Here is a 14,240-nt window from a genome sequence, read left to right as displayed (position 1 = left end):
CAGTTAAAATGTATAGTGCTTTATTACAGTGGTCTGTGTTTGCATATGTAATGGAGCAAACAAGTCTCTTATACTAAAATAGCGGTTTCGGCAGAGACCATAGTTTGATTCTAAGTTATCGGTAGGAGGATTCCATGAGTTGGATTGAAAATATATTGATCATTGCAGGTATCAGTCTTGATATTTTTGCCGCAATGGAGATCGAGGGGGCTATGCTTGCAGATGTCAAGCGTAAGTCGTTGATGATCGCAAGTACGATCGTGACCGTATTACAGTTGATCTTTTTCTTTGGCGGCTATTTTGTCTGCTATGAGTTGGAAAAACATCAGATCATTCAGAATGCAGAGGAAATCGGATATATCGTGGCAACCGTTGTGTTTGCCCTTCTGGGAATCCGCCTGATCGTCAAGGCGATCAAACGTGAATTTGTCCAAGAAAAGCGCAGGGATGATATCCGTGTGCGTGACTATATCAAGATCATCGCCATTACCAGTTTTTATACCCTGTGTGCCGGTTGTGCCTGCGGCTTTGTCGGTACATCCATTGCAATGATGGGGCTTGTTATTCTGGTATGTTCGATCTTAGTCGTTGTTTCCGGTATCTACACGGGATATCATTTCGGTTTTGAGTCCAAGACCGGTGCTTATGCTGCAGGAGCACTTTTGCTCTGGGTCGCAGGAGGCGAGATCTTACTGCGCAATGTGATGCATATGATCTAATAAAATAAGCCTGTATATATCAAATAAAACTTTGGTATATACAGGCTTTTTGTGTCTTAATTTTTGTTTATCTCAAAATTTTCCGGGGTTTTTACGGGACCGTCTGTGCTGTCTTCGGACAAAAGCCCCCGCAAATGCCGCAGGATACTTGGTGCCAGCATGAGGTTTCTGGATTCGACCTGTTCGATCAGATAAGAGATCTTGTCTGTCTTTCCGAGTGCCAGATAACAGTCGCCCAGCATGTTGTAATTCTGGCTGATGTCGGTGCCGATGGCAACGCCAAATTCTAAGACGCTGATGGCATCTGCCAAAAGACCCTGTTCGATCAGGGCAGCACCATAATCCTTGAGGGTAATGGTCAAAAGATCAAAATCCTCGCCGATGGACTGCATGGTCGTCAAGTTAGCAACGCCGTAGGCTTCCTTCAATTCGGTGTTAGTCTTACCGGTCAGATTTAAGAGGCGTTTTTTAGATAAATCTCTCAGGCTATTTTCCAGAGAACAAATCGCGGGATCTTTTGAGAAACCCAGTGGAAATTTATCCAGAGGAATGGTAATATATTTAATATTGTCAAGATTGGCAGTGGGAGCCGCGTTGGCAGTCGCCTCTCTTTCCCAGAAAGATTGTGTGACTTCATCCTGCTTCTTGTTGAGGCTTTTATAACGGATGGCAAGAAAGATGCCAATGCCGAGAAATATGGCTAAAAAAGGGAACTGCATACCCTGTCCTTTCTGAAACAAAGTCGTATTTACGATATGTTTCTTAAAATAAATGAAAACTAAGCGAGGTGTTTGAAATGACATACTATAAGCAGTCAAAAAAAAGAAGGATCGCATCTGCTGTGATCATTTTGGTGATCATCGGATGTATGCTTGCTACGATGCTTCTTGCCTGTCTTCTTTAAAAATATACTAAAACTGCCGGACCACGTCAACGATATTCGTCTCTTTGAATATTGAAAAGCGGGGGCAAGGTAGTATAAAATGAACTCTGAACCGATAGAATAGAGATAATAATGATGAGAGGTTATTATGAAAAATAGAATGAGAATGTTAGTTGCGGCATTTGGGATCGTATGCGGTATAGGTCTTGCTTTCCCGGTGCAGCAGGTTGCAGCAGAAGAGAATACCGATGATACAACACAGGACAGTGCAGTTATCCCGGAGCATATTTCCATTGGCGGAACGGATGTGTCCGGTATGAGCCTGGACGAGGCAAATGCGGTTGTGCAGCAGTATGTCGACCAGTATCAGGATGTGACTTTCACCCTGACCGCAGATGATAAGAGCATTGAGGCGGATGGCGATGACATCGGTCTTTGTGCCAAGAATGCAGATGTGACAGAGCGTGCCCTTAATTATGGAAAAGAAGGCAATCTGATCGAACGCTTCAAGGCAAATGCGGATATGCAGGCTGGAAAGGAAAAGGACTTTTCTATTTCCCTGACTTCCGATACGGCAACGGTCGAGGCTTTCTTAAATGAAAACAAATCAGACCTTGTTACAGAGGCAGTGGACAATACGGTAAAACGTGTGGATGGCAAGTTTGAGTATGTGGAAGGATCTGAGGGCGTGACCCTTATGACCGGAAAATCTGCGGTCAAGATCGCTGATTTCATTTCTACAGACTGGGATGGCAAAGATGCTTCCATCGAACTTTTGACAGAAAAAGATGAGCCGAGAGGCACCAAGGAAGAACTGGAAAGCATTCAGGATGTACTTGGATCTTATCATACAGACTTTGGTACGGTGGTAAACGGACGTACCAACAATATCAAGACCGGCGCAAGCAAGTTGGATGGTCTTGTGGTATATCCGGGAGAGACTATCTCCGTTTCCGAAGCCATCGGACCGACAACCGCAGAGAACGGCTATTATCCGGCTGGCTCTTATGAGAACGGAACGACGGTTGAGACCTATGGCGGTGGTATCTGCCAGGTATCGACGACGCTTTACAATGCAGTTATCCGTGCAGAACTTGAGATCGTGACCAGAGCCGCACACTCCATGATCGTTTCCTATGTAGAACCGTCCATGGATGCAGCGATCGCAGATGGCATCAAGGATCTGCAATTTAAGAACAATCAGGAAACTCCGATCTATATCGAGGGTTACACCAGTGGCGGTATCATTTACTTCAATATTTATGGTAAGGAAACCAGACCTTCCAACCGTCGTGTGGATTTTGTCAGTGAAGTGACAAGCCAGACAGAGCCGGAGAAGGAATATGTTGCCGTTGGCGATCAGCCGGTAGGCTACATCGAGACAACGACCAAGCCGCACATTGGCTATACGGCAAGACTTTGGAAGATCGTTTATGAAAATGATGTGGAAGTCAGCCGCAAGGTATTTAACAACAGCAAATATAATCCTTCCAAGGAAGTGATCTCTGTAGGCGTTGGCGGTGCTACGCCGGAAGCGGCAGCAGCCATCAATGCGGCGATCGCAACCAAGGATGATGCAACGATTCGTGCTACGGTTGCGAATTATACGCCAGAGGCACAGGCGGCAGCGGCGCAAGCGGCAGCAGACGCAGCTGCGGCACAGGCAGCAGCTGCTGCAGCAGCACAACAGCAACAGCAGCAGACACAGACGACTACAACGCCATCTGCAGCGGGAACGCCAGCAGGTACCACTACGGGGGCGACACCAGGTACGACATCTGGAACAGCACAGTAAATGATGTGCTGTGATAAATGAAACAAATAAGGATAATGCAACAAGGCTGCTTGGTTTCAAGCAGCCTTATGGTACATATATATAGGGAATAGAACAAGAGGATAGAACGAGGATGAAAATAGGCAAAGTTCCGGAAAACGTGTTAAAACGTTCTGTTATGAAACAATTGCATTACAAACGCGATGAAGTCGTTTTGGGACCAGGAATCGGAGAAGATTGTGCGGCATTAGCATTGGCAGAAGATGAAATTTTTGTGATGTCAACAGATCCGATTACCGGTACAGCCAAAGATATCGGAAAATTGGCAATTCAGATTACAGCAAATGATCTTGCCAGTGCAGGGGCAGAACCGATTGGCGTGTTGTTAACAATTTTACTTCCAGATGGAACAAGAGAGATTGCATTGAAGCGTATTATGGAACAGATGGAACTTGCCTGTCGAGAAGCAAAAATGCAGATTCTCGGTGGACACACCGAGGTGACAGCGGTAGTGAATCAGCCGGTAGTGAATGTCGCTGGTGTGGCAAAGGCAAAAAAAGGAAAACTGATTTCTACGGCAGGAGCCAGAAGTGGCATGGATATTGTTGTCACAAAATGGATTGGTCTGGAAGGAACAACCATTTTTGCCAAAGAAAAAGAAATGGAATTAAAAGAACACTTTCCGGCATCTTTTGTGGATACGGCAAAAGCATTTGATCAGTATCTGTCAGTTGTACCGGAGGCGGCAGTCGCCGTGAAGTCTGGCGTCGCGGCAATGCATGATGTCACAGAAGGAGGCTTGTTTGGTGCACTCTGGGAGATGGCAGAAGCATCCGGCGTTGGACTGGAAATTGATTTGAAGAAGATACCAATTCGTCAGGAAACAGTGGAAATCTGCGAATATTTTGATGTCAATCCATATGGACTCATATCCAGCGGCATGATGCTGATGGCATCAGAAGATGGAAATGCACTTGTGCATGCGCTTGCAGAGGCAAATATCCCGGCAACAGTCATTGGAAAAGCAACAGAAGGAAATGATCGTGTGATTGTCAGAGATGAAGAACGCAGATTTTTAGAGCCGCCGAAGACGGATGAATTGTATAAAGTTTTATAATCGAGTGTGAGGAGAAATCAAATGAGAGAGAAGATTTTAAATTATATTGAGACGAATAGCAGAATTGATATCCACGATCTTGCTATTATGATGGGAACGGATGAAACAACCATCATGAATGAATTGGAAGAAATGGAACAGTCACATATTATTTGTGGCTATCATACATTGATTAACTGGGAAAAGGCTGGAATTGAGAAAGTAACAGCAATGATCGAAGTGCGCGTTACACCGCAGCGTGGCATGGGATTTGATAAAGTGGCAGAACGTATTTACAATTATCCGGAAGTTAATTCTGTATATCTTATTTCCGGTGGATTTGATTTTATGGTGACATTGGAAGGAAGGACATTGCGTGAGGTATCTGAGTTTGTATCGGATAAGTTATCACCATTGGATTCCGTACTTAGCACCAAGACAAACTTTATTTTAAAGAAGTATAAGGATCATGGCACAATCATGGCGGAACAGCGCAAAGATGAGAGAGAGTTGGTGAGCTTATGAGAAACCCACTTTCAAAGACCATCGTAGAAATTGAACCTTCGGGTATTCGTAAATTTTTTGATATTGTCAGTGAAATGGAGGATGCGATCTCACTGGGTGTTGGTGAGCCGGATTTTGATACACCTTGGCGTGTGCGTGACGAGGCGATCTACTCTTTGGAACGTGGACGTACGTTTTATACCTCCAATGCAGGTCTCAAGGAATTAAAGATAGAAATCGCAAATTATCTGCATCGCAGATTTGATCTGGACTATGATTATCGGGATGAGATCCTGGTGACGGTCGGCGGTAGTGAAGCGATCGATATTGCCCTGCGTACTATGTTAGATCCCGGGGATGAGGTCCTGATCCCACAGCCGAGTTATGTCTCTTATCTGCCATGTACGGTTTTGGCAGGAGGCGTTCCGGTAGTGATCAACCTGAAAGAGGAAAATCAGTTCCGTCTGACGGCAGAGGAATTGGAAGCAGCCATCACGGATAAGACCAAGATCCTGATCATGCCGTTTCCGAACAATCCGACCGGGGCTGTCATGGAAAGAAAGGATCTGGAAGCGATCGCGGATGTGGTAAAGAAACATGATCTTTATGTCTTAAGTGATGAGATCTATGCAGAACTTACCTATTTGGAAAAGCATGTGTCCATCGCATCTTTGCCGGGCATGAAGGAGAGGACTGTCCTTATCAACGGATTTTCCAAGTCCCATGCCATGACCGGATGGCGACTGGGCTATGCCTGTGCGCCAAAGATCATTATCAAGCAGATGTTAAAGATCCATCAGTATGCGATCATGTGTGCGCCGACGACCAGCCAGTATGCGGCAGTTGAGGCATTGCGTCATTGTGACGAGGACGTGGCACACATGCGGGAAGAATACAATGGGCGCAGACGCTATCTGATCCATCGTTTTGAGGAGATGCATCTGCAATGCTTTGAGCCTTTTGGTGCTTTTTACATTTTCCCATCTATTCAGGAATTTGGCATGACATCGGAAGAATTTGCGACAGAATTTTTGAATCGAAAAAAGGTTGCTGTTGTGCCGGGTACGGCATTTGGTGCTTGCGGAGAGGGATTTTTGCGAATTTCCTATGCCTACTCTTTGGATAATCTGAAAGTGGCATTGGATCGTCTGGAAGAATTTGTGACAGAATTAAGAGAAGAAAGAAAAGGTGCGTAAATGGCAGCGCTGAATATTATTTTACATGAACCGGAAATTCCGGGAAATACAGGAAATATCGGTCGTACCTGTGTGGCTACCGGGACAAGACTGCATTTGATTGAGCCGCTGGGCTTTCAGTTGAATGACAAGACTGTCAAACGCGCGGGCATGGACTACTGGGATCAGTTGGATGTGACGCGTTATGACGATTGGAATGACTTTTTGGAACGCAACCCGGGAGCAAAGATTTATTATGCAACGACCAAGGGAAAACATGTCTATTCGGATGTGTCTTTTGAGCCGGACTGTTTTATCATGTTTGGCAAGGAGAGTGCAGGTATCCCGGAGGAGATCTTAGTCGAGCACCCGGAGGAATGCATCCGTATCCCGATGATCGGTGAGACAAGATCACTCAACCTGTCAAATTCTGTGGCGATCGTCCTCTATGAGGCATTGCGTCAGAATCATTTCGACCACATGAAACTGGAGGGCGAGTTGCATCGCCTGCACTGGTAAAAAGGAACAGATATGGGAATCATTGAAGCAAAAGATTTAGTACATGAATATATCATCCGCGATGAAGAAGGCAATGTGGAGAGCATCCGCACAGCCCTCGATCATATGGATCTTTCCGTGGAAGCGGGACAGTTTATCGCGGTATTGGGGCATAACGGATCGGGCAAGTCTACCTTTGCCAAGCATCTGAATGCTCTTTTGACACCGAGCGAGGGAACTCTGATCGTAGACGGCATGGATGTATCGGACGAGAGCCTGACCTATGATATCCGACAGGAAGCCGGTATGGTCTTTCAGAATCCGGACAATCAGATCATTGCCAGTGTGGTACAGGAAGATGTCGGTTTTGGACCGGAAAATATCGGTGTGCCGACAGAGGAGATCTGGGAGCGGGTGGAAAAGAGCCTGAAGGCTGTCGGTATGTGGCAGTATCGGGAACACTCTCCCAATAAATTATCCGGTGGACAAAAGCAGCGTGTGGCAATCGCCGGAGTTATGGCGATGGAGCCAAAGTGTATCATTTTGGACGAGCCTACTGCTATGCTGGATCCGAATGGACGAAAGGAAGTTTTGGAGGCTGTGCATGCGCTCAACCGTGAGAAAGGTGTGACCATTATTTTGATCACACATTATATGGAAGAAGTTGTGGACGCAGACTATGTATATGTCATGGATCAGGGCAAAGTCGTTTTGGAGGGCAATCCGCGTGGTATCTTTTCACAGGTGGAGACACTCAAGGAACACAGGCTGGATGTGCCGCAGATCACGCTTTTGGCGCATGAACTGCAAAAAGCAGGACTTGCTATACCGGATGGTATTCTGACAAGAGAAGAATTGATCGATGCCCTGCAAAAAGTGGCAGACAAGAGAAAATAAGGTGAATTATGTCATTTATATTAGATAATGTATCTTATCGTTACAGTGAAAAAACAGCATATGAGATCACAGCACTGGATCATGTGAATTTGCAGATCGGTGACGGTGAATTTATCGGCGTGATCGGGCATACCGGGTCCGGAAAGTCGACCCTGATCCAGCATCTGAACGGGCTGCTGAAGGCGACGGAAGGCACGATCTACTTTAATGGACAGGATATTTATGAGGAAGATTATGATCTTCGTGATCTGCGTATGCAGGTGGGCATGGTCTTTCAGTATCCGGAACATCAACTTTTTGAGGAGACAGTCTTTAAGGATGTCTGTTTCGGTCCTAAGAACCAAGGCTTGCCGGAAAAGGATGTTACGCTTCGTGCCTATGAAGCATTGCAAAATGTGGGCTTGCCGGAAAAATATTTTGATGTTTCTCCTTTTGAATTGTCCGGAGGACAAAAGCGTCGTGCTGCAATCGCCGGTGTGATCGCCATGAAACCGCAGGTGCTGATCTTAGATGAGCCAACGGCGGGGTTGGATCCGAAAGGACGTGACGAGATCCTGGATATGATCGCAGATATGCATGCCAGATATGGCAACACGGTTATATTGGTCTCTCATAGTATGGAAGATGTGGCAAAGTATGTAGACCGTATCATTGTCATGGATCACGGACATGTCAAGTTTGATGATGCGCCGCGTCAGGTCTTTCATCATTATAAGGAGTTGGAGGAGATCGGACTTGCGGCACCGCAGGTGACATACCTGATGCATGAGATGAAGGAAAAGGGCATGGATGTGTCAACAGAGGCGACGACCGTAGACGAAGCAAAAGAGGCGATACTACGCCTGATAGGATAGAATTATGTTAAGAGATATTACATTAGGACAATATTATCCGGCGGATTCCATCATTCATAAACTGGATCCCCGGACAAAGTTATTTGCAACACTTCTGTTTATCATCAGTGTCTTTTCTTTTGACGGCATTGTGGGATTTATCGTCATGACCGCCTTTTTATTCGGCGTGATCGCCCTGAGCAAGGTGCCTTTGTCTTTTATGCTGCGCGGACTCAAGGCTATTATGATCCTGCTTGTGATCGCGGGTCTTTTTAACCTTTTTCTGACACCTGGACAGGTGCTCTGGAGTATCTGGAAGATCCACATCACGCGGGAAGGACTGCGCAATGCGGTGCTGATGACCATCCGCATGATCTATCTGATCATGGGATCGTCGGTAATGACGCTGACGACAACCCCGAACCAGTTGACGGACGGCTTGGAAAAGGCATTGAAGCCTTTGCAGAAGATCAATGTACCGGTGCATGAGATCGCAATGATGATGTCAATCGCCCTTCGTTTTATCCCGATCCTGATCGAGGAGACGGATAAGATCATGAAGGCGCAGATGGCAAGAGGTGCGGATTTTGAAACGGGTGGACTTGTCAAAAAGGCAAAGAATATGGTGCCGCTCTTAGTACCGCTTTTTGTATCAGCGTTCCGCCGTGCCAATGATCTGGCACTGGCGATGGAAGCAAGATGTTATGTTGGTGGCGAGGGCAGGACCAAGATGATACCACTGGCCTATCATAAGGTCGATCGTCTGGCGTATGTGGTCGTGATCGCCTACTTTGTCCTCTTGATGGTCATAAAGGTGGTGCTTTAATGCGGGTAAAACTGGTTGTGGCATACGAGGGAACCAACTACTGCGGATGGCAGATCCAGCCAAACGGGATTACGATCGAACAGGTGCTCAATGAGACCTTGAGTTCTCTTTTAGGGGAAGAGATCACGGTGACGGGAGCCAGCCGGACGGATGCCGGTGTGCATTCTCTGGGCAATGTTGCTGTTTTTGAAACCCATACCAAAATGCCGGCGGAGAAGATCTCTTTTGCACTCAATCAGCGCCTGCCGGAAGATATCGTGGTGCAGGAGTCCTGCCAGGTGCCAGAGGATTTTCACCCACGTTTTTCCAAAAGCAGGAAGACATATGAATATTGTATTTTAAATTGTCGTTTCCGCCAGCCGCTGGAGAGAAGGACAAGTTATTTTTATCACTATCCGCTGGATGTTCGTGCCATGCAAAAGGCGGCGGCTTATCTGGTGGGGGAACATGACTTTACTTCCTTTGCGTCCATGCATGCGCAGACCAATACTTATGTGCGCATGATCTATGCACTGGATGTGGTGCGTGAGGGAGACATGATCCGTATCCGCGTGCAGGGGAACGGATTCCTTTACAATATGGTGCGCATCATAGCCGGAACCCTGATCCAGGTGGGCGCAGGGATCAAAAAGCCGGAGGATATGGAAAGCATCCTTGCGGGAAAGGACAGAGAATTGGCAGGACCGACAGCACCGGCGCATGGACTTACCATGATCGGGCTGGAATATTTATAGAAAAGAATTGACAAAAAGCCGTGTGCGTAATATAATGTAACGGCTGATGTAGTTTAGAAGCACAGTTTCATTAGCCCCGAAACGTGTTTTGACTATAGACATGTCAGTGATCGTATTTCGGACATTGTACGAGACTGACGCTTTATGTTATTTAAGGAGGAAACCAAATGAAGACTTATATGCCAAACCCAAGTCAGGTTGAGAGAAAATGGTATGTAGTAGATGCAGAAGGACAGACATTAGGTCGTCTTGCTTCTGAAGTTGCTAAGGTATTAAGAGGAAAGAACAAAGCGATTTACACACCTCATGCTGATTGCGGAGATTATGTGATCGTTGTTAATGCAGAGAAGATCAAGGTTACTGGTAAGAAGTTAGACCAGAAGATCTATTATCATCATTCAGACTATGTTGGTGGAATGAAAGAGACAACTTTAAAGGAGATGTTAGCTAAGCATCCTGACAGAGTTATCGAACATGCAGTTAAGGGAATGCTTCCAAAGGGACCTTTAGGAAGAGAGATGTACACAAAGTTATTTGTATACGCTGGCCCAGATCACAAGCATGCAGCTCAGAAACCAGAAGAGTTGACATTTTAATTCGGTAAGGAGGTAAATCACATTGGCTAATACAAAGTATTACGGAACAGGAAGAAGAAAATCATCTGTTGCTAGAGTATATTTAGTACCTGGAACAGGTAAGATCACAATCAATAAAAGAGATATCGATGAGTATCTTGGACTTGAGACTTTAAAGGTTGTTGTTCGTCAGCCACTCGTTGCTACAGACAATCTTGACAAGTTCGATGTTTTAGTAAACGTTAAGGGTGGCGGTTACACAGGTCAGGCTGGTGCCATCAGACACGGTATTGCTAGAGCGTTACTTCAGGTAGACGCTGATTACAGACCGGTTCTGAAGTCTAACGGATATCTTACAAGAGATCCTAGAATGAAAGAACGTAAGAAGTACGGCTTGAAGGCAGCTCGTAGAGCACCGCAGTTCTCAAAGAGATAGGATTTTCACAATTCAGAACATCCTACGATGTTTCAGAAGAGTATATTACACCTCAGGACTTTTGCCCTGGGGTGTTTTTTAGTTAGAAAATATCCATCTTCTAATCGCATCTTCTTGCAGAAATTGCGGATACAAGTACAAGTACACCGACAAATGTCATACCAACATAGGAAATCTGCATTGCCGCTATAATACCTATACTATCTTCCAGTATGGCTTCCAGAGACATAAAGATGGTGCTGCCGAGCGCACCGGAAATTGTGCGAAGGGATGTGATCAAAGACTGACCGAAAAACCGGTTGAAAGTTGAAAGATCGAACCTTTACCGAGGTTGCTGATACCATACAAAATACCGGTAAATCCAGTAACTGCGAGAATGGCAGATAAAATATCCAGTTTACTATGTTCATTTTCCAGAACATTATCCATGGCGAAAAAAGCAACCACAAGAGCAATGATACACAAAACTGCCAGACTATAAAAGATCATGCGCCAGCCCCAGTGATCGACAATGATACCGGCAGCCTGCATTATTCTGCCAAGCATCATGACAGTAAAACTTTGTGCCAATCCATTCAAAATCACCCCGATAGAAAACAGCAATGAACTTTGCTATGCAACAAGTCAGAACTACAATGGACCTTACCATTTTGGCGGAACCATTATTTCCAATGGAGATGTGGGATACCACGGAAGGAGTGGGGGAAATCGTACCAATCAGACGGCAAACGACCATGGAAGTCTGGCATGCATAAAGGGACAGTGGTATATTTTCCACCACAGACAGACGCACAGTGGTACTTTCAGCCGACAGGCATGCGCAGAACCGGTAAGGATCGCAGAGGATGGAAGTATTGCCCAGGTAGAATGTACTTCTATGGGATTCCATAGGGGAGCACTGGAAACGAAGGGATCTTATCCGGCAATTATTTCCTGTGTCTTGACCAATGGTGCTATGCCGCACATTACCAACACTTTGATACAGGAGGATATCATCTTCTCTGCCCGACCGAAGATGTGGTGGGTATTATTGCGGCTAATTTTGAGTGGCGCTTTCGTACCATACCGGCATTGAAGCCGCAGGCTGGACACAGTATGGAAAAGAGTTATGAAGAAGGTTGTAAACTCTTAAAACTTATGGATATTGATGATGTTCCCATCTATCATGGAGTCAAAGATTTTATAGAAAACAGGGCAGATCTTCCAACTTCCGAGGGATCGCGTTTCATTATTGAAGAAGCCATGCGGGAGTGTGAGGAGCCGTTGTATATTGCACTGCTTGAAAATGTCGCAGGACAAAAGCGGCATATAGAAAAAGCACCGCGGATTCTGGATGATTTTTTTGCCAGATTAAAACTTTGTTATGGCAATGAATAAATTCTTAAGAAAATCTTAAAGACTTGCCTCATTGAATCTTAATGCTATAAAAGCCACAATGGATATGTAAGAAAAACATATCTCTTGTGGCTTTTTTATATGGATCGTACATCTGTTTCCAAAGAAAAGATTTAGAAAAGTTAAGAAGTGTTTTTAGGGGATTGTTAAGAAATAAACACCATACTATAGGACGAAAAAAGATTGTAACAAATGATAGGTTTCTGCGTCTAATGATAGAAGACAAGAGAGAAAGGACAGAAAAGATGGAAAATGTACTGGATTATTTGGAAAAAACGGCAAAGAAGTATCCGACACAGATTGCCGTGGAGGACGAAAATACATCTTTGATGTGGGCGGAACTGGTCTATCGGGCAAAGCGGATCGGCAGTGTCCTGTGCGATCAGATGAAAAGACAGGATGCCGTGGTCATCGTTGCGGAAAAGAGCACACAGACCCTGGCACATATGTTTGGCGTTTTGTATGCAGGAGGCTTTTATGTGATGGTCGATCCTATGCAGCCCCAAGACCGCATCCAGAGGATCTTTTCGGTTTTACGACCAAGCCTTGTGATCGCAGATGAAAAATACATGGAAAATGTAAAGCAGATCCTGAGTACTATGCAAAAGAAAGAGACAGAAGACAGACCAAGGCTCACGGCTATGCAAACGCTGCTGCCTTCCTATGATGTGACGGATAAGGTTACAGAAGGTAGTGGCACTGCGGAAAATACAGCCGACCAGCCTTGGAATGATCTGGTCGCAGAAGTCAAATTACAGAAGATCCGAGCCAAGAGCCGGCCGACCGATATTCTATACGGTATTTTCACTTCCGGCTCCACCGGCATGCCAAAAGGAATTGCAGTCAGTCATGGTGCTGTCATTGATTTTATTTCACATTTTACACAGACCTTTTCCATCACAAAAGAGGATCGTCTGGGAAATCAGGCTCCCTTTGACTTTGATGTGTCGGTCAAGGATATCTACTCCTGTGTGATGACCGGAGCAACCTTGGTACTGATTCCGCGCACCTATTTTTCGGCACCACCACTGCTTTTGGACTATTTGTGTGACCGGCATGTGACCAGCCTGACCTGGGCGGTATCGGCACTGACCATTATTTCTTCTTTGGGAGGCTTGAAGTACCGGGTGCCGACAGAGATAAAGCGTGTCATGTTCAGTGGCGAGGTTATGCCGAACAAACAGTTAAAACTCTGGCAGGAGGCTTTGCCGGACGCTATGTTTGTCAATCTCTACGGACCATCGGAGATCACCTGTAACTGCACCTATCACATCATCAACCATGCGGTGACCGAGGGTGAAAAACTGCCGATCGGAAAGGCATTTGCCGGAAGAAGCGTCTTTCTTTTGGATGAGCATCATAGGCTCATCACAGAAGCCGGGCGACAGGGGGAGATCTGTGTAAGCGGGCAGTCCCTTGCCAACGGTTATTATAACAATGAACTGGAGACAAGAAAGCAATTCTGTTATTTGGAAAAAGAGCAGTTGCCAACTGACATAACAGGACAAGTTCTGACGGAGGGACAGCGTTTTTATCGCACGGGAGACTTGGGATATTTTGATGAGGAAGGACTGCTCTATTTCTGTGGGCGTAAGGATTTTCAGATCAAACACATGGGGCATCGGATCGAACTTGAGGAGATCGAGCAGGCTTTGGATATGGTGCCAAATCTCAAACGTTCCTGTTGTCTGATGGATACAGCGCACAATCGGATCGTTGCCTTTTATCTGGGAAATGTGAAAAGTGCAGAGATCCGCAGGGCTCTGAAGGAACATGTGCCGGATTATATGGTACCGCGTAAGTTTATCCAGGCAGAGACTTTTCCGCTCAATAAAAATGGAAAGACTGACCGTGCTTATTTTAAGAGCATATTGGAATCGGCATAATGAAAAAGA

17 protein-coding genes are annotated in these 14,240 nt (G+C 45.6%); 15 read left to right on the top strand and 2 right to left on the bottom strand.

Annotation, left to right across the window (positions count from 1 at the left end; genetic code table 11):
- Positions 1-134 precede the first annotated feature (134 nt).
- Positions 135-719, top strand: coding sequence for a manganese efflux pump (locus tag DW183_RS00860; protein WP_118280216.1), 585 nt, complete (start codon positions 135-137; stop codon positions 717-719).
- A gap of 56 nt (positions 720-775) precedes the next feature.
- Here the strand turns inward: DW183_RS00860 and DW183_RS00855 are convergent, their stop codons facing one another.
- Positions 776-1,438, bottom strand: a complete 663-nt coding sequence (locus DW183_RS00855) for a hypothetical protein (protein WP_118280215.1) — start codon at positions 1,436-1,438, stop codon at positions 776-778.
- A gap of 312 nt (positions 1,439-1,750) precedes the next feature.
- Here DW183_RS00855 and DW183_RS00850 point away from each other — a divergent pair, with 312 nt between their 5' ends.
- The 11 genes from DW183_RS00850 (at position 1,751) to rpsI (ending at position 10,950) form a co-directional block, all read left to right on the top strand.
- A complete protein-coding gene (locus tag DW183_RS00850; protein ID WP_118280214.1) occupies positions 1,751-3,397 on the top strand; it encodes a VanW family protein in 1,647 nt (548 codons plus the stop codon).
- A gap of 112 nt (positions 3,398-3,509) precedes the next feature.
- Entirely contained in the window at positions 3,510-4,493 is a 984-nt protein-coding gene (locus DW183_RS00845; protein WP_118280213.1) for an AIR synthase family protein, read from the top strand.
- Positions 4,494-4,514: 21 nt separating this feature from the next.
- Positions 4,515-4,997 (top strand): Lrp/AsnC family transcriptional regulator, encoded by a 483-nt coding sequence (locus DW183_RS00840; protein WP_118280212.1) that lies wholly within the window; start codon positions 4,515-4,517, stop codon positions 4,995-4,997.
- Entirely contained in the window at positions 4,994-6,172 is a 1,179-nt protein-coding gene (locus DW183_RS00835; protein WP_118280211.1) for an aminotransferase class I/II-fold pyridoxal phosphate-dependent enzyme, read from the top strand. Before DW183_RS00840 ends, DW183_RS00835 begins: the two co-directional genes overlap by 4 nt.
- The gene (gene trmL, locus DW183_RS00830; RefSeq protein ID WP_118280210.1) at positions 6,173-6,670 is read left to right on the top strand and encodes a tRNA (uridine(34)/cytosine(34)/5-carboxymethylaminomethyluridine(34)-2'-O)-methyltransferase TrmL; all 498 of its coding nucleotides are present in this window, start codon (positions 6,173-6,175) and stop codon (positions 6,668-6,670) included.
- A gap of 12 nt (positions 6,671-6,682) precedes the next feature.
- Positions 6,683-7,546: an energy-coupling factor transporter ATPase gene (locus tag DW183_RS00825; RefSeq protein ID WP_118280209.1), complete on the top strand. Its 864-nt coding sequence runs from the start codon at positions 6,683-6,685 to the stop codon at positions 7,544-7,546.
- Positions 7,547-7,554: 8 nt separating this feature from the next.
- Positions 7,555-8,400, top strand: coding sequence for an energy-coupling factor transporter ATPase (locus DW183_RS00820; protein ID WP_118280208.1), 846 nt, complete (start codon positions 7,555-7,557; stop codon positions 8,398-8,400).
- 4 nt (positions 8,401-8,404) lie between these two features.
- Entirely contained in the window at positions 8,405-9,205 is an 801-nt protein-coding gene (locus DW183_RS00815) for an energy-coupling factor transporter transmembrane component T family protein (RefSeq protein ID WP_118280207.1), read from the top strand.
- Positions 9,205-9,939 carry a tRNA pseudouridine(38-40) synthase TruA gene (gene truA, locus DW183_RS00810; RefSeq protein WP_118280206.1) on the top strand — a complete coding sequence of 245 codons (735 nt, stop codon included), beginning with the start codon at positions 9,205-9,207 and terminating at the stop codon, positions 9,937-9,939. Before DW183_RS00815 ends, truA begins: the two co-directional genes overlap by 1 nt.
- A gap of 167 nt (positions 9,940-10,106) precedes the next feature.
- Positions 10,107-10,535, top strand: a complete 429-nt coding sequence (rplM, locus tag DW183_RS00805) for a 50S ribosomal protein L13 (RefSeq protein WP_118280205.1) — start codon at positions 10,107-10,109, stop codon at positions 10,533-10,535.
- Between the two features lie 22 nt (positions 10,536-10,557).
- Positions 10,558-10,950, top strand: a complete 393-nt coding sequence (gene rpsI, locus DW183_RS00800; RefSeq protein ID WP_118280204.1) for a 30S ribosomal protein S9 — start codon at positions 10,558-10,560, stop codon at positions 10,948-10,950.
- A gap of 276 nt (positions 10,951-11,226) precedes the next feature.
- Here the strand turns inward: rpsI and DW183_RS00795 are convergent, their stop codons facing one another.
- A complete protein-coding gene (locus tag DW183_RS00795) occupies positions 11,227-11,520 on the bottom strand; it encodes a hypothetical protein (RefSeq protein WP_147403358.1) in 294 nt (97 codons plus the stop codon).
- On the opposite strand from DW183_RS00795, the gene DW183_RS00790 reads away from it, so the two are divergent.
- The 3 genes from DW183_RS00790 to DW183_RS00780 all read left to right on the top strand — a co-directional run bounded on the left by DW183_RS00790 (position 11,498) and on the right by DW183_RS00780 (position 14,231).
- Positions 11,498-12,025, top strand: coding sequence for a hypothetical protein (locus DW183_RS00790; protein WP_147403357.1), 528 nt, complete (start codon positions 11,498-11,500; stop codon positions 12,023-12,025). The two genes, DW183_RS00795 and DW183_RS00790, sit on opposite strands and share 23 nt — an antisense overlap.
- A 20-nt stretch (positions 12,026-12,045) precedes the next feature.
- Positions 12,046-12,327, top strand: coding sequence for a hypothetical protein (locus tag DW183_RS00785; RefSeq protein WP_118280201.1), 282 nt, complete (start codon positions 12,046-12,048; stop codon positions 12,325-12,327).
- A gap of 263 nt (positions 12,328-12,590) precedes the next feature.
- Entirely contained in the window at positions 12,591-14,231 is a 1,641-nt protein-coding gene (locus DW183_RS00780; RefSeq protein WP_118280682.1) for an amino acid adenylation domain-containing protein, read from the top strand.
- Positions 14,232-14,240 lie beyond the last annotated feature (9 nt).

The sequence above is a fragment of the Roseburia sp. AM16-25 genome, from assembly GCF_003473825.1.
Lineage (GTDB): Bacteria > Bacillota > Clostridia > Lachnospirales > Lachnospiraceae > Pararoseburia > Pararoseburia lenta.
The sequence above is the reverse complement of the archived record's forward strand: the minus strand, read 5'-3'. Positions and strand labels throughout refer to the sequence as shown.

Coding starts and splice junctions, on each gene's coding strand:
- DW183_RS00785 (WP_118280201.1), top strand. CDS start 12,046: ATGGAAAAGAGTTATGAAGAAGGTTGTAAACTCTTAAAACTTATGGAT.
- truA (WP_118280206.1), top strand. CDS start 9,205: ATGCGGGTAAAACTGGTTGTGGCATACGAGGGAACCAACTACTGCGGA.
- DW183_RS00855 (WP_118280215.1), bottom strand. CDS start 1,438: ATGCAGTTCCCTTTTTTAGCCATATTTCTCGGCATTGGCATCTTTCTT.
- trmL (WP_118280210.1), top strand. CDS start 6,173: ATGGCAGCGCTGAATATTATTTTACATGAACCGGAAATTCCGGGAAAT.
- DW183_RS00850 (WP_118280214.1), top strand. CDS start 1,751: ATGAAAAATAGAATGAGAATGTTAGTTGCGGCATTTGGGATCGTATGC.
- DW183_RS00835 (WP_118280211.1), top strand. CDS start 4,994: ATGAGAAACCCACTTTCAAAGACCATCGTAGAAATTGAACCTTCGGGT.
- DW183_RS00780 (WP_118280682.1), top strand. CDS start 12,591: ATGGAAAATGTACTGGATTATTTGGAAAAAACGGCAAAGAAGTATCCG.
- DW183_RS00840 (WP_118280212.1), top strand. CDS start 4,515: ATGAGAGAGAAGATTTTAAATTATATTGAGACGAATAGCAGAATTGAT.
- DW183_RS00825 (WP_118280209.1), top strand. CDS start 6,683: ATGGGAATCATTGAAGCAAAAGATTTAGTACATGAATATATCATCCGC.
- DW183_RS00860 (WP_118280216.1), top strand. CDS start 135: ATGAGTTGGATTGAAAATATATTGATCATTGCAGGTATCAGTCTTGAT.
- rplM (WP_118280205.1), top strand. CDS start 10,107: ATGAAGACTTATATGCCAAACCCAAGTCAGGTTGAGAGAAAATGGTAT.
- DW183_RS00845 (WP_118280213.1), top strand. CDS start 3,510: ATGAAAATAGGCAAAGTTCCGGAAAACGTGTTAAAACGTTCTGTTATG.
- DW183_RS00790 (WP_147403357.1), top strand. CDS start 11,498: ATGACAGTAAAACTTTGTGCCAATCCATTCAAAATCACCCCGATAGAA.
- DW183_RS00815 (WP_118280207.1), top strand. CDS start 8,405: ATGTTAAGAGATATTACATTAGGACAATATTATCCGGCGGATTCCATC.
- DW183_RS00820 (WP_118280208.1), top strand. CDS start 7,555: ATGTCATTTATATTAGATAATGTATCTTATCGTTACAGTGAAAAAACA.